A 19,723-nucleotide genomic window follows, 5' to 3' on the forward strand; every position below is an offset into this window, starting at 1 on the left:
AAAAACAAAAAGGCGACCAAAAGGTCGCCTTTGTTTCACTTGTCAGTGTGACTTCTTACTGAAGTGGCTACTTAGAGTGTAAGCCTTTTTTCTCCAGCGCTTTGTAAATCAAGGTTTGCTGGATCAAGGTAACGATGTTCGATACCAACCAGTAAATCACTAAACCTGATGGGAAGAACAAGAAGAAGAACGTAAACATAACCGGCATAAAGGTCATGATCTTCTGTTGCATCGGGTCAGTGACTGTCGTCGGGCTCATTTTCTGGATCATAAACATACTCACACCCATCAGCAGTGGCAAGATGTAGTATGGGTCTTGTGCTGAAAGGTCATGAATCCAACCAAAGAAAGGTGAATGACGCAGTTCAACCGATTCCATTAATGACCAGTAAAGCGCAATGAAGATGGGCATTTGCAGGAAGATAGGTAAACAACCACCGAGTGGGTTTACTTTCTCTTTCTTATACAGCTCCATCATTTCTTGGCTCATGCGTTGGCGGTCATCGCCGATGCGCTCACGCATTGCTTGCAGCTTCGGTTGCAGCATGCGCATTTTTGCCATAGAGGTGTATTGTGCTTTGGTCAGTGGGTACATAGCACCACGAACAATGAAGGTTAAGCAGATGATTGCTACACCCCAGTTACTAACGAAGCTTTGAATGAATGAAAGCAACATATGTAGTGGTTTTGCAATAAACCATAACCAGCCGTAGTCGACAACTAGATCAAGATTTGGCGCAACAGCAGCCATCTCATCTTGCAGTTTTGGACCGACCCAAAGTGTGGCTAAGAATGTTGCTTTTTCACCGTTGGCGATGGTTTTATTTGGCATGCGAACACCAATATCACCTAAGTTGCCAATCACGCGAGTGTATAAGTTTGACCCTGCTGCATCACGTGGGATCCACGCGCTGGCAAAGTAGTGTTGGATCATCGCCGCCCAACCTTCACCGTTAACTAAAGGCAGTGACAAGTTACGATCTTGCATATCATCGAAACTGTATTTCTTATAACGTGTATCTTGTGTTGAGTAAGCACCGCCACGGTAAGTTGGCATAGCCAAGCTGCCACCAGCGTCCAATAAATTTTGGCGTAGGTGTGCATACATACCCAGTGTCGCGTTATTACCAGATTGGTTGACTACATCAAATTCAACATCCAAGGCGTAGCTGCCACGTTTAAGGATGAAGGTTTTGGTGTATTCAAGGCCATTGGCTTGATAAGTCATGGGAATGCGCAGTTCGTCTTGACCATCCGCTAGAGCAAAGGTGTCGGCGCTAACAGTATAGTTTGGACGATTGTTGCTGCTTAAATCGATCCCTTGCGGTCCCACTAAACCACTTTGCGCGATAAACTGGTGACCAGGAATGTCTTTAAGTAGCACAAATGGGTCTTCTGAATTGAGTTCAGCATCGTACTTATTCAGCTCGGCCTTCACTACATCACCACCTACCGTGTCAATTGACAGAGTCAGTACATCAGTCTTGACGGTGATGGTTTTTGCAGACGTATTGGTTACTGCTGGTGCTGGGTCTAACTCATCAGCCATAGATGGTGCAGTTAAAGTGCTGCTATTTTGTGCCTGCTCAACCGCTTGAGGTGCTGGGTTCTTTGCTACTTGCCATTGCTGGAAAAGTAAAAAAGAAACGAGTGCCAAGGCGATTAACAGGATATTACGTTGAGAATCCATCGTTAATTATCTCTGTCTTGTTTTTGGACTGGTGGCGGAACGGGGTCAAAACCCCCTTCGTTCAAAGGGTGGCATTTTAATAGACGTTTGCCTGATAACCAACACCCTTTTACAAAACCGTGAGCTTTCAACGCTTCTATCGCATAGTTTGAACAGGTTGGAGTAAAACGACAGCGTGGTCCAAGCAGAGGACTGATGATTCCTTGGTAAAGGCGGACGAATCCGATTGCTAACCACGCGAAGGGCGAGACAGGCGATGCCATAATTTTTCAAATAGTTTGAACATTTCTTCATTGCTTAAATCTTGCGCGCTCTTTTTCGCAATCACAACAAAATCTTTGTTAGGAAGTTGATGCTGTTTATTACGGAAGCTTTCGCGAGCGAGGCGTTTGAAGCGATTACGGCCAACAGCAGTTTTGATCTGTTTTTTGGGGACGGCCAACCCTAACCTTGGGTGGGTAAGAGCGTTTTCGCGAGCAATGATAGTGAAATGGGGAGAGCCTGCGCTGTGCGCTTGCTGGAAGACTTTTTTATAATGTTCGGGAGTTAACAAACGTAACTCCCGATTGAACGCGTACGTATTCAAAATAATCGCGAATTATTTTGACAGGCGCGCGCGGCCTTTAGCACGACGTGCATTAATAACCTTACGGCCATTCTTAGTTGCCATGCGTGCACGGAAACCGTGAGTACGCTTGCGCTTTAGAACGGTAGGTTGAAAAGTGCGTTTAGACATGTGTAATTACCTTACTGATCAGTAGTTTTTAGGTTCAAATAAACCCGGCGTGGGTATATTTTCGCTTCTTTAATAGAAAGAAAGGAATCCGACGCCTCTCAACAAAGAGGCGGAATTGTAATCACTGTCACAATAAGTGTCAACGATTGGGTTCACTAAAATTCCGGTCGGGGGATTATACGCAGTCTCCTTTAAATCACAAGGATCCTTCGTCGATCCCCACCTGATTTAAAAATTTCTTGAGCTTAGGATCCTGTGGATTACCAAAGATATCCTGTGGAGAGCCTTGCTCTACAATTTGCCCATCGGCCATGAAGATCACGCGATCGGCTACCTCCTTTGCAAACTGCATCTCATGGGTAACCACCAGCATTGTTTGGTGATGAGTGGCTAATTTCTTCATTAAAGCAAGCACTTCGCCAACCCATTCAGGATCGAGTGCTGATGTAGGTTCATCAAATAGCAGCAATTCTGGTTGTAGCGCCATCGCACGACCGATCCCAACGCGCTGCTGCTGGCCACCAGAAAGCGCTGCGGGATAACTCTCTCCTTTATCCCCAAGACCGATGTCATCCAAAATCTGCTGTGCGCGGGTCAGGGCGAGATCTTTTTTCCAACCGTGCACCGTAATGAGCCCTTCGGCGACATTTTGCCTCGCCGTCATATGAGCAAACAGCGCGTAGTTTTGGAAAACAAAGCCTGTTTTTCTGCGCAGCGCTAATACATCTGCTTTGGTCTGTTGCTGGGTGTCGACGGTGACATCATCAATAGTAATGGAGCCTTGGTCTGCGCGTTCTAGGAAGTTGACGCAGCGCAGTAAGGTCGATTTACCTGTACCGCTTGAGCCAATAATGACGATGATTTCACCTTTTTCTATTGCTAAGCTGATGCCTTTGAGCACTTCAGTATCGCCAAAGCGCTTATGAATATTATCGAGTTTAATCATCGTACATACGCCTTATTGAGTCTCTCTTCAGCCCAAATTTGTACCCGAGTCAGTACCACCACTACGGCCCAGTAAATTAATGCAACGGCGAGGAAAGCTTCAAAGAAGCGAAAGCTTGACGAAGCTTCCATCTGCGCTCTGGCCATGATCTCAGCGACTCCTAATGTAAAAGCTAATGAGGTCGATTTGATCATATCAATGAAGTAATTCATTAATGATGGCAACGCGATACGAGTGGCTTGCGGCAAAATAATGCGGCGCATTGCTTGGCTTGTGGTCATACCCACAGACAAACTCGCTTCCATTTGGCTGCGATCAATACCCAAAATGGCGGCGCGAATACTTTCTGCCATATAAGCGGCGAAGTGAAGAGTTAGCCCGATCACCGCGGCGCTAAATGCATTTAAACCGACCATCCACGGTAACACTTGCGGCAGACCATAGTAGAGTAGAAATAGTTGTACCAGCAGGGGAGTACCGCGGAAAAAGCTGATGTACAGCTGGCTTAGCGGATCCAAAATGGGCACTTTGAACACACGAATATTGGCTAAAATGACCGACAGGATCAAAGCAAACACTAAGCCCCAAGTCGCCATCTCCATGGTGGTGCCTAAATACCTGAGCAGTATTGGCATCAGCTCAAGCATATAGTGAAAATCAAATCCCATCGGCTTACCTTTTTAAAACAAAAAAGGTGGAATGTGTGGTTCCACCTCAATCCTATCTTTTGATAATAGGGGAATTTACTTATTGGTGATATCGGCAGCAAACCATTTTTCAGAAATCGCACTCAGTGTGCCATCAGCGCGCATCGAGGCTAACGCTTGATTCACTTCAGCTTGCAGTTTTTGGCCTTGCTCGTTGTTAACAAACGGCCAAGCGTTTTCAATGGTTTCAAAAGGGTGGCCAGCCAATTGCAACGGTAAGCCCGTTGTTTTAATCAATTCCAGAGCCGAAAGGCGATCCATCACAAACGCATCAGCACGGCCAAGAGCAACGTCATGTTCAATGCCAGTATCGTAAGTTTTGATGATGATTTTATTGTCTTTGTCAAAGCTGCGCAGTAGCTGCTCGAAGTTTGAGCCTAAATTGACCGCGACCGTTTTGCCGGCAAGATCGTCAATCCCTTTAATGCTGTCATTACCTTTGCGAACGGTAATTTGTGCACCGTCGATGACATACGGGTCAGCAAATAAGTATTTCGCTTTACGTGCTTCTGTGACGGTGATTTGGTTTGAAATGGTATCAATTCGGCCAGTTTCAAGCAGGCCAAAGAGACCGGAGAAATTAGCCGTAACATATTTTACATCGTAATCATTGCGTTTACCTATCTCATCCCAAACATCCACTTCAAAGCCTTGCAGCTTGTCTTGTTTGACAAAAGTGAATGGAAAATAGCGCCCTGACATGCCGACTTTTATTTCCGTTGCCGCGTGTACGCTTGCAGCGGAGAGTGCAATTGCAGTAATGGCGACTTTAACCCAGTTTTTCATCTTGAAACTCCTTATATTTATAGAGAGGGATGTTACTGGCAAAGCACTCAATAGAATAAATAACCAGTAGTTATTAACCATAACCGAACATAGTGACACAATTGGGGATAAGTATAGAGGATCCTTGTATATGTGGATCATCGTGTGGGTAAAGTGGTGCTAATTGTGAAGATCGACAAAAATCAAGCGCAAATTGTGTGAATAACTTCGATCTTATTCACTGGATCACGGATCAATCGCTGGCGATCTTGGTTATCAACAGGTAAAATCGCCAGTCTTTTCGATCATTTACTTAGGGTGAGGGCAACCGTGTCATCTTCGCTTTGGTTGCAATGTTTGCAACAGCTTCAAGAAGAGTTACCAGCAGCGGAATTCAGCATGTGGGTACGTCCGTTACAAGCGGAGCTCAATGACAATACTCTCACTTTATTCGCCCCAAACCGCTTTGTGCTTGATTGGGTGCGCGATAAATACATCAACAGCATCAACCGACTACTGCAAGAGCATTGTGGCCACGATACCCCGAACCTGCGTTTTGAAGTGGGTAGTCGCCGGGTTAGCGCGCCTAAAGCTGCTCCCGTTCGTACTCAAGCGGATGTCGCGGCTGAATCTTCAGCTCCTGCACAGTTACAAGCGCGTAAACCGGTACATCGTACGTGGGAAAACGACACGGTTGTAGCAGACATTAATCACAGATCAAACGTTAACCCTAAACATAAGTTCAATAACTTCGTTGAAGGTAAATCGAACCAACTCGGTTTGGCTGCAGCGCGTCAAGTTTCCGATAACCCCGGCGCGGCCTATAACCCACTCTTCTTATACGGTGGCACGGGGCTAGGTAAAACACACTTATTGCACGCCGTTGGTAATGCGATTGTTGATAACAACCCGAATGCGAAAGTGATTTACATGCACTCAGAGCGTTTCGTGCAAGATATGGTGAAAGCGCTGCAAAATAATGCGATTGAAGAGTTCAAACGCTATTACCGCAGTGTTGATGCACTCTTGATCGATGATATTCAATTCTTTGCCAATAAAGAGCGTTCGCAAGAAGAGTTCTTTCATACCTTTAACGCATTGCTTGAAGGTAACCAACAAATCATTTTGACTTCCGACCGCTATCCGAAAGAGATCAATGGGGTGGAAGATCGCCTTAAATCTCGTTTTGGTTGGGGTTTGACGGTTGCGATTGAGCCACCAGAGCTTGAAACGCGTGTCGCGATTTTAATGAAGAAGGCAGAAGATCACCAAATTCATCTTGCCGATGAAGTTGCCTTTTTTATTGCCAAACGCTTACGTTCCAACGTGCGTGAATTGGAAGGCGCACTAAACCGTGTTATCGCCAACGCTAACTTTACTGGCCGTCCGATCACCATCGATTTTGTGCGTGAAGCGCTGCGTGACTTATTAGCTTTGCAAGAAAAATTGGTCACCATTGATAACATTCAAAAGACCGTGGCGGAATACTACAAAATTAAAGTGGCGGATTTGCTTTCTAAACGTCGCTCTCGCTCGGTTGCCCGTCCACGCCAGTTGGCGATGGCACTGGCTAAAGAGCTGACTAACCACAGCTTGCCTGAAATTGGTGATGCGTTTGGTGGCCGAGATCATACGACAGTACTGCACGCTTGCCGTAAAATCCAGCAGTTACGTGAAGAGAGCCACGACATCAAAGAAGACTATTCGAATTTAATTCGTACCCTGTCTTCTTGATGCACAACCTTCTTATATCAGCTATTTTAACCCTCACATTTAGGGTTGCCCGATAACATCGTAAGAGCTAACTATGAAATTTACTATTGAACGTAGCCACTTCATTAAGCCACTTCAGCAAGTATCTGGAACATTAGGCGGACGTGCGACTTTGCCAATTCTTGGTAATTTGTTGCTCAAAGTGGAAGAGAACGTGCTGTCGATGACGGCGACCGATCTTGAAGTCGAACTGATTAGCCACGTGACTCTTGAAGGTGAGTGCGAAGCAGGAAGCATCACTGTCCCTGCGCGTAAATTTTTAGATATTTGTCGCGGCTTGCCCGATAGCGCCGTGATCACTGTGGTATTGGAAGGCGATCGCATCCAGATGCGTTCTGGCCGTAGCCGTTTCTCTCTGGCAACCTTACCTGCCAGTGACTTTCCTAATATTGAAGATTGGCAAAGTGAAGTGGAAGTGTCGCTCACTCAGGCAGAACTGCGCAGTTTAATTGAGAAAACCCAGTTTTCGATGGCTAACCAAGATGTGCGTTATTACCTGAACGGTATGCTATTTGAAATCGACGGTTCAACCTTGCGCTCTGTGGCAACCGATGGACACCGTATGGCGGTTTCGCAAACGGCACTCAGCGCGGATTTTGCCAATAAACAGATCATCGTGCCGCGTAAAGGGGTACAGGAACTGGTCAAGTTACTTGATGCGCCAGAACAGCCGGTTGTGCTGCAAATTGGCAGTTCAAATTTGCGCGCTCAAGTGAATAATTTCATCTTCACTTCTAAGCTGGTTGATGGTCGCTTCCCTGATTATCGCCGCGTTATGCCGCAGCAAACGACCAAAACCTTAGAAACGGGCTGTGATGAGTTACGTCAGGCATTTTCTCGTGCCGCGATTCTCTCAAATGAAAAGTTTCGCGGGGTACGGGTTAATCTTGCGGATAATGAAATGCGCATTACCGCCAACAACCCAGAGCAAGAAGAAGCGGAAGAGTTGTTGGATGTCACCTTTGAAGGCGACGCCATCGAAATCGGTTTTAACGTCAGCTATGTACTCGATGTACTGAATACATTACGTTGTGAACAGGTTCGTGTATCGATGTCTGACGCCAACGCCAGCGCGCTGATTGAAAATCGCGATGACGACAGCGCGATGTATGTCGTCATGCCGATCCGACTTTAAGTTTGCGCAATGCCGCTGACTCGTTTAATCGTCCAACAATTTCGCAATATTAAAGCCTGTGATATCCCATTATCATCAGGCTTTAACTTTCTTATTGGCCCTAATGGCAGCGGCAAAACCAGTGTACTGGAAGCGATTTACCTGCTGGGTCATGGTCGCTCGTTCAAAAGCGCCTTAACCGGACGCGTCATACAAAATGAGTGTCAGGAGCTGTTTGTGCATGGGCGTTTTTTGACCTCGGATCAATTTGAGCTACCGATTGGCATTAATAAGCAGCGTGACGGTTCAACAGAGGTTAAAATAGGCGGTCAATCTGGGCAAAAACTGGCGCAACTGGCACAAGTTTTACCTTTGCAATTAATTCATCCGGAAGGGTTTGATCTGCTCACCGATGGACCAAAACAACGACGTGCATTTATTGATTGGGGGGTATTTCATAGTGAACCTGCCTTTTATGATGCATGGGGGCGTTTTAAGCGCCTCAATAAGCAGCGCAATGCGTTGTTAAAAACGGCAACCCATTATCGTGAACTCAGTTACTGGGATCAGGAGATGGCGCGCTTGGCTGAACAAATCGATGCATGGCGCACACATTATGTGACGCAAATGAAGTGTGTTGCCGAGGCGTTGTGTCGCAGTTTTTTGCCAGAATTTGATGTGCAAATGAAGTATTATCGTGGTTGGGAAAAAGAGACGCCCTATCAACAAATCCTCGAGAAAAACTTCGAACGCGATCAATCGCTAGGCTACACATTCAGTGGCCCGAATAAAGCGGATTTAAAAATAAAGGTCAATGGAACACCGGTTGAAGATGTTCTATCACGCGGTCAGCTTAAATTAATGGTGTGTGCACTGCGCGTCGCACAAGGACAACACTTAACCGAGCTGACAGGTAAGCAATGCATCTATTTAATTGATGACTTTGCTTCCGAATTAGATAGCCATCGTCGTAAGCGTTTAGCGGATTGCTTAAAATCGACGGGGGCACAAGTTTTTGTAAGTTCTATTACGCAAGGCCAAGTTGCAGACATGATTGAGTCAAACAGCAAGATGTTTCATGTGGAACATGGCACAATAGAGCACGGATAAAATAGTGAGAGAGTAACTCATGTCGAATAATTACGATTCATCGAGTATTAAGGTACTGAAGGGTCTGGACGCGGTTCGTAAACGTCCAGGAATGTACATCGGCGACACGGATGATGGCACCGGTCTGCACCACATGGTTTTTGAGGTGGTGGATAACTCAATTGATGAAGCGTTGGCAGGTCACTGTAAAGACATCGTAGTGACTATTCACGAAGACAATTCAGTTTCAGTTAGCGATGATGGCCGTGGTATTCCTACCGACCTTCACGAAGAAGAACAAGTTTCTGCCGCGGAAGTTATTATGACGGTTCTGCATGCGGGCGGTAAATTTGATGACAACTCATACAAGGTTTCGGGTGGTCTGCACGGCGTCGGTGTGTCCGTTGTCAACGCGCTGTCTGAAAAAGTGCTACTGACTATCTACCGTAACGGCGCTATTCACACACAAACTTATTGTCACGGTGTGCCACAAGCGCCGTTGGCTGTGGTGGGTGAAACCGATAAAACCGGGACAACCCTGCGTTTTTGGCCAAGTGCTGAAACCTTTACCAACATTGAATTCCATTACGATATTTTAGCTAAGCGTCTGCGTGAGCTCTCTTTCCTAAACTCTGGTGTATCCATCAAATTGCTTGATGAACGCGAAGAAGATAAAAAAGACCATTTCAGATATGAAGGTGGTATTAAAGCGTTCGTTGGCCATTTAAACCGCAATAAAACGCCGATCCATGAAAAAGTATTCCATTTCAGCTCTGAGCGTGACGATGGGATTACCGTGGAAGTGGCGATGCAGTGGAACGATGGTTTCCAAGAAAACATTTACTGCTTTACCAACAATATTCCTCAACGTGATGGTGGTGCCCACTTAGCGGGTTTCCGTGGGGCGTTAACTCGTACCCTAAACACCTTCATGGATAAGGAAGGCTTCTCGAAAAAAGCGCAAGCGGCGACCTCGGGTGATGATGCTCGTGAAGGTTTAACCGCGGTGGTTTCAGTGAAAGTGCCGGATCCTAAGTTCTCTAGCCAAACTAAAGATAAATTGGTTTCATCCGAGGTGAAAACTGCGGTTGAATCAGCAATGGGTGAGAAATTGGCGGAGTTTTTGGCTGAAAACCCAAGTGAAGCCAAAATGGTCTGTTCAAAAATCATTGATGCGGCTCGTGCTCGTGAAGCGGCGCGTAAAGCGCGTGAAATGACACGTCGTAAAGGTGCGTTAGATCTTGCTGGTTTGCCGGGTAAACTCGCCGATTGCCAAGAAAAAGATCCTGCACTATCTGAACTGTACATAGTGGAAGGGGACTCTGCTGGCGGTTCTGCCAAGCAGGGACGTAACCGTAAAAACCAAGCGATTTTACCGCTGAAAGGTAAAATTCTTAACGTTGAAAAAGCTCGTTTCGACAAAATGCTTTCTTCGCAAGAAGTCGCAACGCTTATCACTGCATTAGGCTGTGGCATTGGCCGTGATGAATATAACCCAGACAAACTGCGTTATCACAATATCATCATCATGACCGATGCGGACGTCGACGGTTCGCACATCCGTACGCTACTGTTGACCTTCTTCTATCGTCAAATGCCTGAGCTGATTGAGCGTGGCTACATCTACATTGCTCAACCGCCTTTGTATAAAGTGAAAAAAGGCAAGCAAGAGCAGTACATCAAAGATGAAGAGGCGATGAACCAATACCAAGTTGCTTTGGCATTGGATGGTGCCTCACTGCATGTTAACCCTCAAGCACCAGCATTAGCAGGTGAAGCGTTAGAAACCTTGGTTAAGCAATACAATGTCGCCATTAAGCTGGTGGAGCGTATGAGCCGCCGCTACCCTTACGCCTTGATCCATGAATTCATCTATATGCCGCGTATCATTGTTGATCAATGCGCTGATTCTGCAGTAGTAGAAGCGTGGGGCAAACAGCTGGTGGAGCAGTTAAATGCGAAAGAAGTTGGCGCAAGCCAATACAGCATTGAAACTGAGCACAATGCGGAGCTTGGTATTTATCAGCCTAAGATTGTAGTGCGCACTCATGGTGTAACGCACCAACATCTATTAAGTGCTGATTTGCTCAATTCGAAAGAGTACAGCAAGCTGGCGGACCTTTCTGAAGCACTTTATGGCTTAGTTGAAGAAGGGGCTTACATTCAACGTGGTGAGCGTATTCAACCTGTCGATAACTTTGTTGATGCGTTGAACTGGTTAATTAAAGAGTCTCGCCGTGGCCTAAGCCTGCAACGCTACAAAGGTCTAGGTGAAATGAACCCAGATCAGTTGTGGGAAACGACGATGGATCCTGAATCTCGCCGTATGCTGCAAGTCACGATTGAAGATGCTGTTGGTGCTGATGAACTGTTTACCACCTTGATGGGTGATCAAGTTGAGCCGCGTCGCGCATTCATCGAAGAGAACGCCTTAAAAGTTGCCAACCTCGATGTCTAAGCCGTTGCTATAAAGCAAATCCCAAAAACACCGTTTCGCAAGAGCGGTGTTTTTTTATGGTCAATACAAAGTCACCCAACGTGGGAGCAACCATTTTTAGCATCAACACTTTCTACTTATCTTAGGTTGTCTTTAAGGATAAAAGGTCATAAACGTTTTTTTATTGGGATTTTCTCTCAATAAAAAAAAGTATCTACTATTTTATTTTATTCCATGTTTTTAGAGGTTTTTATGAGCTTGAATTATATTTTTTGGCCGATATAGTATTCATTAATTACTTTTTAGGAGATGTGGGTTTGTTATTTATCTTACAGTAATAAATCCGAAGGTCTAACTTTCGGATATTATCTAATCTATTTTTGGAATTATTGTAAGGAGTAATAAATATCAACTTATTTAAGCGTTGGCTTGTTTTTTTTAAAAGTAAAATAATAACAAGCTTATTTGTTACCTATCAGTCTCCACTGATTTTACTGACTCTTTTCGAGAGAATAGAAGCAGAATCATTGGCCAGATATTCTACGGCAGAGCGCCGAGTCAACGTTGGAGATAGGGTCAGCTTTGTTGATACAGAAAAGTGTCAACCTTATCAAATTATTATAGTGCTTGGTGAGCGGAACAACCCTAATGATGGTCTCGTATCACTTTACTCTTATTTAGGCGCTTCTATTTTTGGATTACGTGAACAAGAGTGTTTTAAATTATATATTTTAGGAAAAGAGCGAGAATATAAAGTGGTTAATATTCTTCCTGAAAAGTCACTAACGTGTGTAAATTAAATTTCTTCGTTAAAATAAGGAGATTACTATGAGTAAGAAAGATATGAAAAAAGCGCAACTTAGCCTAAAAGAAAAGCGGAAATTAAAGCAAGAAAAAATGGAAGAAAGCAGTGTAATTAAAGAAAGGAAAAAACGCGGAAAATAAAATAAGTTTTCATCGGTTAAAGTGCAAAATAAAGCCTAATGATATCGTTAGGCTTTTTTATGTCTCTGTATTGACTCTATATCCTGCTAATGAAGGCTTTGTAACTCTACGGAGTATCAGTTTGATTCGATGTCCTCTTTCTAGTTTCTGTTCGCTTTAGCGAGGACTAAAAAATTTTTCAAAAAATCCTTGAAAAGAATTTTAGTGCCCCTATATCTATCAATGAAGAGGATGCCGTAAGGACCTCTGGAATGGCGACACAGGTTTGCTCTCTTAAGAGGAGCCTTGTGTTGTGATTATTAAATGTGTTGTTAGCTCCATGTTGAAAGAATGGCTGCTAACGGCTTAGCGTCTATGCGCTAAGGCTATTGCTTATGATGAGGATAGTATGATGAGAACAGTAGATTTCACTCCTTTATACCGCAACGCAATTGGTTTTGACCGTCTATTAAACATGATGGAATCCAGTTCAGCGAAGAATAGCTCTGCGGGTTACCCTCCGTACAATATTGAACAGCAAGACGACGATAAATATCGCATCACGATGGCGGTAGCTGGTTTTTCTGAAGAGCAGATTGAGATTACTCAACAAGAAAATACGCTGATTGTGCGTGGCGAACGTAAACCCGAAGAGAATAAAAACTACGTCTACCAAGGTATTGCTGAGCGCGATTTTGAACGTAAATTCCAATTGGCCGACTATGTCAAAGTACTCGGAGCCACAATGGAAAATGGCTTGCTACACGTGGATCTTGAACGTGAAACACCTGAAGCGATGCAACCACGTAAAATTGCGATTAATGGTAAAAACTTAATTGAGAACAATTAAGTTACTGGCCACATTAAAGTAGTGAAAGAGCGCCTTTTGGCGCTCTTTTTCATGGCAGAAAGGATGAATTACTGTTGATACGCTAATGCCACTTCTTGAGCAATAATTTGAATGCCCTTTTGCATGGCTTCATCATCTTGCACGTAGTTCATGCGTAGACACTGATGCGCGTGTTGCCAATCGTCTTGTTGACCAATAAAGAAATATTCACCCGGTACAATCAATACTCCTCTGGCTTTTAGACGTTGGTAAAGTTCCATCGTGGTGATCGGGAGCTCATCAAACCAGAGCCATAAAAAGATCGCCCCTTCTGGTTTATGGATACGAAAGCGCGGGTCGCTAATGGCTTGCTTGAGTAACTCGACTGCCCTTTGTGATTTCTGCTGGTAAAAGGGCTTGATCACATCGCGACTGAGCCTTAATAGATCGCCTTTTTCAATCATATGATGAGCAATGGCTGGGCCGATGCTGCCTGGCGCTAAGCTAATGATGCCATTCATGTTGGTTAATGCTTGGGTAATGGTTTCGTTGGCAATGACGATACCGCAGCGCACACCGGGTAAACCCAGTTTCGAAAGGCTCATGCATAAAATGGTGTTGTCATTCCAAAAGGGTTCAATCTCTTCAAAAATGATATTGGGAAATGGAACGCCGTATGCATTGTCGATAATCAGTGGGATATTGTTCTCTCTAGCCAGCTTATCGAGCTTGTGGATCTCTTGTTCTGTGAGCACATTTCCCGTCGGATTGGTTGGACGGGAAGCACAAATGGCGGCTACCGACGAATCCACGCTCAAGGTTTCGAAATCCACGTGGTATTTGAATAAGCCATTGTCGAGTAGTTCTATTTCTGGGCGATAGGAGACAAAAATATCTTCATCTATCCCGGCATCACCATAACCAATATATTCAGGCGCTAATGGCAGTAAAATTTTCTTATGTGAACCATCAGCTTGCTGGCCAGCAAATAGATTAAATAGATAGAAAAATCCACTCTGGCTGCCATTGGTTAAGCTAATGTTCTTTTCACTGATTTCCCAGCCATAGGTTTCTTTGAGCAGTTTTGCGAGAGATTTAACGAACAGATCTTTACCTTGTGGGCCATCATAGTTGGCGAGGGCAGCGATCAGTTCACCACTGCTAAGCATGTCAGCACTGGTTTGATGAAAGTAGTCAATCATGGCGGGAATGGCGGCTGGGTTACCACCGCCGAGCATAATGGCTCCGGCGGTGCGCAGGCCATCATTGAGATCGTCCATTAACTGGGTAATACCGGAATACTGATTAAATTTTTCACCAAATTTCGAAAACTGCATTGCTGACTGCCTAATTCATTCTTGTATTTGCTTGCATAAAGGGGCATGAAACGATGCCATGCCCATCGAGTAATCCTTGAACATACCCCAATGTTTTTGCGAGTCAAAGCACTATTTTTCGCCAAATAACACACTGCGGTCAGATAAAACAAAAAGCCCAGCGGATGGCCGCTGGGCTTTGATAGATTAATTTGTGTGCCGAAATATCAGCGACTACTTTTGCAGCAGTGAAATATCAGCAATTTGTAGGAACAGATTACGCAAGTTGTTGAGCAGCGTTAAACGGTTTTGTTTTAATGCTTCATCGTCTGCCATCACCATGACATTATCAAAGAAAGCATCAACAGGTTCACGTAGTGCTGCCAGCTTGCTCAGTGCTTGTTGGTAATCACCGGTAGCGAAAGCAGGTTCTAGTGCTTCGGTCATCACTTCCACTTCTTCCGCTAAGGCTTTTTCGGTCGCTTCTTGAAGAAGTGTTAGGCTGATTTCTGCAGCCAGTTCACCGTCAAATTTCGCTAAAATGTTACCGACACGCTTGTTTGCCGCCGCTAGGGCTTCAGCCGCGTCCAGTTCACGGAAGTGGGAAACTGCTTTAACACGTTTGTCAAAATCAGCGGGTTTGGTTGGACGACGAGCAAGTACCGCTTGGATGATGTCGACGCTAAAACCTTCATCTTGATACCAAGCACGGAAACGGCCAAGCATAAACTCAATTACATCGTGCTCAACGTTGTCGTTGGTAAGGCGATCACCAAACAGCGATTTCGCTTTTGCTACGAGGTCAACTAAGTCCAAGTTATAGCCGTATTCAACGATGATGCGCAGTACACCCAGTGATGCGCGACGCAGAGCAAAGGGATCCGAGCCTTTTGGTGCTTGGCCAATACCGAAGATGCCGACTATGGTGTCTAGCTTGTCTGCGATTGCCACAGCGGCGGAAACGCCATTGGTTGGCAGAGCATCGCCAGCAAAGCGTGGCATGTACTGTTCGTTTAGTGCAACGGCGACTTCTTCTGCTTCTCCGTCATGGCGAGCATAATGCATACCCATCACGCCTTGCGTGTCGGTAAATTCAAACACCATTGAGGTCATCAAATCGCATTTAGCCAGTAAGCCCGCACGTTTTGATTTTTCTACATCCGCGCCAATCTGTTCTGCAATGTAACCAGCCAGTTCAGTAATACGGTCAGTTTTATCTTTAATCGTACCCAACTGCTGTTGGAAAATCGCGGTTTCTAGTCGTGGTAGACGATCGACTAATTTGCTTTTGAGATCGGTATTAAAGAAGAATTCCGCGTCCGCTAAGCGTGGACGAACGACTTTCTCGTTGCCTTCGATAACATGGCGAGGCTCTTTCGACTCGATGTTAGAGACGAAAATAAAGTTAGGCAGCAATTGCTTATTCGCATCGCTCATCTGATGAGAATAAACCGGGAAGTATTTTTGGTCACCTTTCATGGTGTAAACCAAAGCTTCTGACGGTACTTTAAGGAATTTTTCTTCAAATTTCGCCGTCAGCACCACTGGCCATTCAACCAGTGAGGTCACTTCTTCAACCAAGTCATCGTCAAGATCGGCAACACCGCCAACCTGTAGCGCTGCTTTTTGTGCATCCGCAATAATTATTGCTTTACGTGCATCGTAATCGGCGATTACTTTACCGCGCTGTTCTAAAATCGCTGGGTATTGCTCTGCTGAATCGATGGTGAACTCTTTTTCGCCCATAAAGCGGTGGCCACGAATGGTGCGCGCAGAAGCTACGCCTAAGATCTCACCTTCGATCAGTTCATCACCCATCAAAATAGTCAGAGTTTTTACTGGGCGGATAAATTGTGTTTCTTTATCACCCCAGCGCATGGGTTTGGCGATAGGCAAGTTTGCTAACGCTTTGGCGGCAAGTTCAACCACAATAGCTTTGGCATCTTGGCCTTTGACTTCCTGTTTGAACAGTAGCCATTCACCTTGTTCTGTTGTTAGGCGATCCGCTAGCTCAACAGTAATGCCGTTACCACGCGCCCAGCCTTGTGCTGCTTTGGTTGGATTGCCATCGGCATCAAAAGCAACAGAAATAGCGGGGCCACGTTTTTCGACCACTTTATCCGCTTGACCTTGGGCCAAGTTGGTCACTTTCAGTGCTAAACGGCGAGGGGTTGCAAACCATTTGATGCCTTCGTGTGCCAGTTCAGCGGTTTTCAATTCTGCGGCAAAGTTAGCCGCAAACGCTTCAGCCAAAGTGCGAAGTTGTTTTGGTGGTAGCTCTTCTGTGCCTAATTCAATTAGAAATTCTTTTGCCATCTTATTTATCCTCACCCTTTTTACACATAGGGAAGCCGAGTGCTTCACGAGATGCGTAGTACGCTTCTGCAACCGCTTTGGTCAGGTTACGGATGCGTAGGATGTAACGTTGACGTTCTGTCACCGAAATCGCTTTACGCGCGTCCAATAGGTTAAAGGCATGGCCCGCTTTCAAAATACGCTCATAGGCAGGAAGTGGCAGCGGTTTTTCTAGTTCAAGTAGATGCTTACACTCTTTTTCGCACTGGTCGAAGAAAGTGAAAAGAAAATCGACATCCGCGTGTTCGAAGTTGTAAGTGGATTGTTCGACTTCATTTTGATGGTAAATGTCACCATAGGTGACTTTACCTAATGGGCCATCTGTCCAGACTAAGTCATACACTGAATCCACGCCTTGAATATACATGGCAAGACGTTCAATACCGTAAGTGATTTCGCCGGTGACAGGCTTGCACTCAAGGCCACCGACTTGTTGGAAGTAAGTAAATTGAGTTACTTCCATGCCGTTTAGCCACACTTCCCAGCCAAGACCCCAAGCACCTAAGGTTGGGTTTTCCCAGTTATCTTCCACGAAACGAATATCGTGTACTAGTGGGTCAACACCGAGCACCTCTAAAGACCCTAAATACAACTCTTGAATGTTGTCTGGTGAAGGTTTGATGATGACTTGGAATTGGTAATAGTGTTGCAGGCGGTTTGGGTTTTCACCATAACGACCGTCCGTTGGACGACGAGAGGGTTGAACATACGCCGTTGCAATGGGCTCTGGGCCTAAAGCTCGCAGGCATGTCATTGGGTGAGAGGTTCCTGCACCAACTTCCATGTCTAATGGTTGAACAATGGTACAGCCTTGTTGGGCCCAATAATCCTGCAGCGCGAGGATCATACCCTGAAAGGTTTTGATATCGTATTTTTGCATAGTCAGGTTCGCGCGATTCTTCTGTCTGAATGGATGAAAATAACGAACAAGTATACCCAGATATTCGCTCAGCGAGTAGGGGTAATCTTGCTTAATTAATGGTCGAAAATCCGTTTTGGTCGAATTTATCGCATCGATTGTGCCAAATTCCTGCACATGAACGATTTTGACTTATTTCTAACTTGAGATTTTCACTCGGCCTGATTAGAATTGCGCCGTCTTTGGGGAGTAGCTTACCAGTGAGATTTCTTATCTTAATGGTTCGTTCGTCAACATAATTGGTGCCAAATCACCGTGGCGTTCGAGGCTAAAGTCATTTTAGCTTAGCAAGACCTTAGACAAACATCACAAACCGGGGCGGGGAGTGGCGTTTGTCTATGGTTATTATAATTATCCCGCCCCATTGAGCCTGTCGTGAGCGTATTAGCTATTTCAATTACTACCGTCGCCTTAGCTGAAATTGGCGATAAAACCCAACTGCTTTCTCTGCTGCTAGCCAGTCGTTATCGTAAACCTTTGCCTATTATTGCCGCCATTTTTGTCGCAACGATGGTTAACCATGCACTCGCTGCTTGGCTGGGCGTGGTCGTTGCCGATTACCTGTCACCAGAAATCCTTAAATGGGTGTTGGTCGCCAGCTTCCTTGCCATGGCGGGTTGGGTGTTAATTCCAGACAAACTCGACGGTGATGAAAAGATTACCAATCGAGGTCCTTTTGTCGCTAGCTTCATCGCTTTTTTTGTCGCTGAAATTGGCGATAAAACCCAAATAGCAACGTCTATTCTTGGTGCGCAATATGCGGATGCTCTACTGTGGGTGGTGCTCGGAACGACGATTGGTATGTTGCTGGCTAACGTACCTGTGGTGCTGATTGGTAAATTATCCGCCGATAAAATGCCGCTAGGACTTATTCGTAAAATCACGGCGGTACTCTTTTTGATATTAGCGATCGGCGCGGCGATTTGGTAATTCCAATCGATTAGATGATTGGGCGAGTGAGCGTGACACAATTTATTACTCAACTTGTCGCCCAACGTCTACGGTTGCGTGATGAGTGACAAATTTATGCCATACTGGTCATGTTACTGTAGTGCTAGATGATGCAAGTCTAAGAGGGAATGCATATGCTGACACGTTATATGGGAATGACCGCCAAGAGCCAAAGTTACTTGTTTACGTTCGGTTTTGTGCTGACGTTGTTGGGTATGGCGTTGACGGAAATGTGGCTACCCATGGTGGCCGGCGCAATCATATTGTGTGGCTTAATGGTGGAATCTTGGATCCGAGTCGCGCACATTATCCCGATGCACGATGAAATTCGAACCCTGCAAAAGCAGATCACAAAACTGCAATCAGAGATCCGCACCATCGAGTTTAATGAGTAGTGTGCAGCGCAATGAATCAATAGCAAAAGGCGGCCTTTTTGAGGTCGCCTTTTCTTTTGCGTACGCATCACTTAGATCGAGGCTTAACTCAATCCTTTCTTAATCAAATAGAGATAGGGCAATGTGTCCACTTTCTCCGCAATTAACTGATGATCCATAAAGCGGCAAAAACTGGGAATGTCTCGAGTGGTTGACGGGTCATCGGCTTTCACTAGTAAAATTTCGCCATCTTGCATGGTTCGAATGGTTTTTCTGACCATCATTACAGGCTCGGGACAGCGCAATCCTTCGGCTTCGAGTATTTGTGTGGCAAGTGCCGGATCAAATGTCATATTCAAACCTAATCGATGTTATCGCAAGGCGTAGATAATACTGGCGAGGAAAAAATATTCAATAACCACTTGGCAAAGTGATCTTTTTGTTTTAACTTACTTAACAAGTTGATAACAATTTGGTGAGGCACTTATGTTAACAGCGCTTGATAGGTTAACCATTTATTCGGTTCTCTGCTTTATCTCATTTTGTGCCTTAGTGATGCGAACGCCTGCAGAAACGTCATGGATGCCACTTTTTGGTGTCAGTGCGTCACTGGTTGGGATCTGGCTTGAGATGCATCTTTGGAAAGGCATCTCAGAAGAGCAGAATCACTAATCCATCACATATTGATCAACGCATTGCACTAATACGACACGTAACACATTCCGACACTATCCCCATTTTCTTGGGCTTCCCCGCTGAAAGGCGGGATTTTTTTTGCCTAACGCGTACACTGAGCCT

Annotated in this window: 20 protein-coding genes and 1 riboswitch; of the genes, 9 read left to right on the forward strand and 11 right to left on the reverse strand. The window is 45.2% G+C overall.

The window, feature by feature from the left end:
- Window positions 1-67: 67 nt before the first annotated feature.
- The 7 genes from yidC to PL85_RS12530 all read right to left on the reverse strand — a co-directional run bounded on the left by yidC (window position 68) and on the right by PL85_RS12530 (window position 4,865).
- The gene (gene yidC / locus PL85_RS12500; protein ID WP_115339410.1) at window positions 68-1,690 is read right to left on the reverse strand and encodes a membrane protein insertase YidC; all 1,623 of its coding nucleotides are present in this window, start codon (window positions 1,688-1,690) and stop codon (window positions 68-70) included.
- A gap of 2 nt (window positions 1,691-1,692) precedes the next feature.
- A complete protein-coding gene (gene yidD / locus PL85_RS12505; protein WP_010319953.1) occupies window positions 1,693-1,953 on the reverse strand; it encodes a membrane protein insertion efficiency factor YidD in 261 nt (86 codons plus the stop codon).
- Window positions 1,920-2,276 carry a ribonuclease P protein component gene (gene rnpA / locus PL85_RS12510; protein WP_026027667.1) on the reverse strand — a complete coding sequence of 119 codons (357 nt, stop codon included), beginning with the start codon at window positions 2,274-2,276 and terminating at the stop codon, window positions 1,920-1,922. Before rnpA ends, yidD begins: the two co-directional genes overlap by 34 nt.
- A 12-nt stretch (window positions 2,277-2,288) precedes the next feature.
- Entirely contained in the window at window positions 2,289-2,426 is a 138-nt protein-coding gene (gene rpmH / locus PL85_RS12515; RefSeq protein WP_010319951.1) for a 50S ribosomal protein L34, read from the reverse strand.
- Between the two features lie 196 nt (window positions 2,427-2,622).
- On the reverse strand, window positions 2,623-3,372 hold the full coding sequence (locus PL85_RS12520; protein WP_013855580.1) for an amino acid ABC transporter ATP-binding protein: 750 nt from the start codon (window positions 3,370-3,372) through the stop codon (window positions 2,623-2,625).
- Entirely contained in the window at window positions 3,369-4,040 is a 672-nt protein-coding gene (locus tag PL85_RS12525; RefSeq protein WP_010319949.1) for an amino acid ABC transporter permease, read from the reverse strand. Before PL85_RS12525 ends, PL85_RS12520 begins: the two co-directional genes overlap by 4 nt.
- 75 nt (window positions 4,041-4,115) lie before the next feature.
- A complete protein-coding gene (locus PL85_RS12530) occupies window positions 4,116-4,865 on the reverse strand; it encodes an amino acid ABC transporter substrate-binding protein (protein ID WP_026027668.1) in 750 nt (249 codons plus the stop codon).
- 309 nt (window positions 4,866-5,174) lie between these two features.
- Here PL85_RS12530 and dnaA point away from each other — a divergent pair, with 309 nt between their 5' ends.
- From dnaA to PL85_RS12560, 6 genes are all read left to right on the forward strand, one after another.
- Window positions 5,175-6,578, forward strand: coding sequence for a chromosomal replication initiator protein DnaA (gene dnaA, locus PL85_RS12535; RefSeq protein ID WP_010319947.1), 1,404 nt, complete (start codon window positions 5,175-5,177; stop codon window positions 6,576-6,578).
- A gap of 73 nt (window positions 6,579-6,651) precedes the next feature.
- Window positions 6,652-7,752 (forward strand): DNA polymerase III subunit beta, encoded by a 1,101-nt coding sequence (gene dnaN, locus PL85_RS12540; RefSeq protein WP_115339411.1) that lies wholly within the window; start codon window positions 6,652-6,654, stop codon window positions 7,750-7,752.
- A gap of 9 nt (window positions 7,753-7,761) precedes the next feature.
- On the forward strand, window positions 7,762-8,841 hold the full coding sequence (gene recF / locus PL85_RS12545) for a DNA replication/repair protein RecF (RefSeq protein ID WP_013855575.1): 1,080 nt from the start codon (window positions 7,762-7,764) through the stop codon (window positions 8,839-8,841).
- 19 nt (window positions 8,842-8,860) lie between these two features.
- The gene (gyrB, locus tag PL85_RS12550) at window positions 8,861-11,278 is read left to right on the forward strand and encodes a DNA topoisomerase (ATP-hydrolyzing) subunit B (RefSeq protein WP_115339412.1); all 2,418 of its coding nucleotides are present in this window, start codon (window positions 8,861-8,863) and stop codon (window positions 11,276-11,278) included.
- A 506-nt stretch (window positions 11,279-11,784) separates the two neighbouring features.
- Complete coding sequence (locus PL85_RS12555; RefSeq protein WP_017046366.1) at window positions 11,785-12,057, forward strand: GreA/GreB family elongation factor; 273 nt, start codon at window positions 11,785-11,787, stop codon at window positions 12,055-12,057.
- A 536-nt stretch (window positions 12,058-12,593) separates the two neighbouring features.
- Window positions 12,594-13,031, forward strand: a complete 438-nt coding sequence (locus PL85_RS12560; RefSeq protein WP_088731324.1) for an Hsp20 family protein — start codon at window positions 12,594-12,596, stop codon at window positions 13,029-13,031.
- A 68-nt stretch (window positions 13,032-13,099) separates the two neighbouring features.
- Here the strand turns inward: PL85_RS12560 and PL85_RS12565 are convergent, their stop codons facing one another.
- The 3 genes from PL85_RS12565 to glyQ all read right to left on the reverse strand — a co-directional run bounded on the left by PL85_RS12565 (window position 13,100) and on the right by glyQ (window position 17,561).
- A complete protein-coding gene (locus PL85_RS12565) occupies window positions 13,100-14,347 on the reverse strand; it encodes a valine--pyruvate transaminase (protein WP_115339413.1) in 1,248 nt (415 codons plus the stop codon).
- 213 nt (window positions 14,348-14,560) lie between these two features.
- On the reverse strand, window positions 14,561-16,642 hold the full coding sequence (gene glyS, locus PL85_RS12570; RefSeq protein ID WP_115339414.1) for a glycine--tRNA ligase subunit beta: 2,082 nt from the start codon (window positions 16,640-16,642) through the stop codon (window positions 14,561-14,563).
- Window position 16,643: 1 nt separating this feature from the next.
- Window positions 16,644-17,561, reverse strand: coding sequence for a glycine--tRNA ligase subunit alpha (glyQ, locus tag PL85_RS12575; RefSeq protein WP_013855568.1), 918 nt, complete (start codon window positions 17,559-17,561; stop codon window positions 16,644-16,646).
- A gap of 211 nt (window positions 17,562-17,772) precedes the next feature.
- Window positions 17,773-17,886: riboswitch (yybP-ykoY riboswitch) on the forward strand.
- Between the two features lie 89 nt (window positions 17,887-17,975).
- Between glyQ and PL85_RS12580 the strand changes: the two genes are divergently transcribed.
- Window positions 17,976-18,530 (forward strand): TMEM165/GDT1 family protein, encoded by a 555-nt coding sequence (locus PL85_RS12580; protein ID WP_017046363.1) that lies wholly within the window; start codon window positions 17,976-17,978, stop codon window positions 18,528-18,530.
- A 155-nt stretch (window positions 18,531-18,685) separates the two neighbouring features.
- A complete protein-coding gene (locus PL85_RS12585; protein ID WP_010319938.1) occupies window positions 18,686-18,946 on the forward strand; it encodes a hypothetical protein in 261 nt (86 codons plus the stop codon).
- Window positions 18,947-19,029: 83 nt separating this feature from the next.
- Here the strand turns inward: PL85_RS12585 and tusA are convergent, their stop codons facing one another.
- A complete protein-coding gene (gene tusA / locus PL85_RS12590; protein ID WP_020977692.1) occupies window positions 19,030-19,278 on the reverse strand; it encodes a sulfurtransferase TusA in 249 nt (82 codons plus the stop codon).
- Between the two features lie 133 nt (window positions 19,279-19,411).
- Here tusA and PL85_RS12595 point away from each other — a divergent pair, with 133 nt between their 5' ends.
- Entirely contained in the window at window positions 19,412-19,597 is a 186-nt protein-coding gene (locus tag PL85_RS12595; protein ID WP_010319936.1) for a hypothetical protein, read from the forward strand.
- The last annotated feature ends 126 nt before the right edge of the window (window positions 19,598-19,723 follow it).

Source organism: Vibrio anguillarum (genome assembly GCF_001989995.2).
GTDB lineage: Bacteria > Pseudomonadota > Gammaproteobacteria > Enterobacterales > Vibrionaceae > Vibrio > Vibrio anguillarum.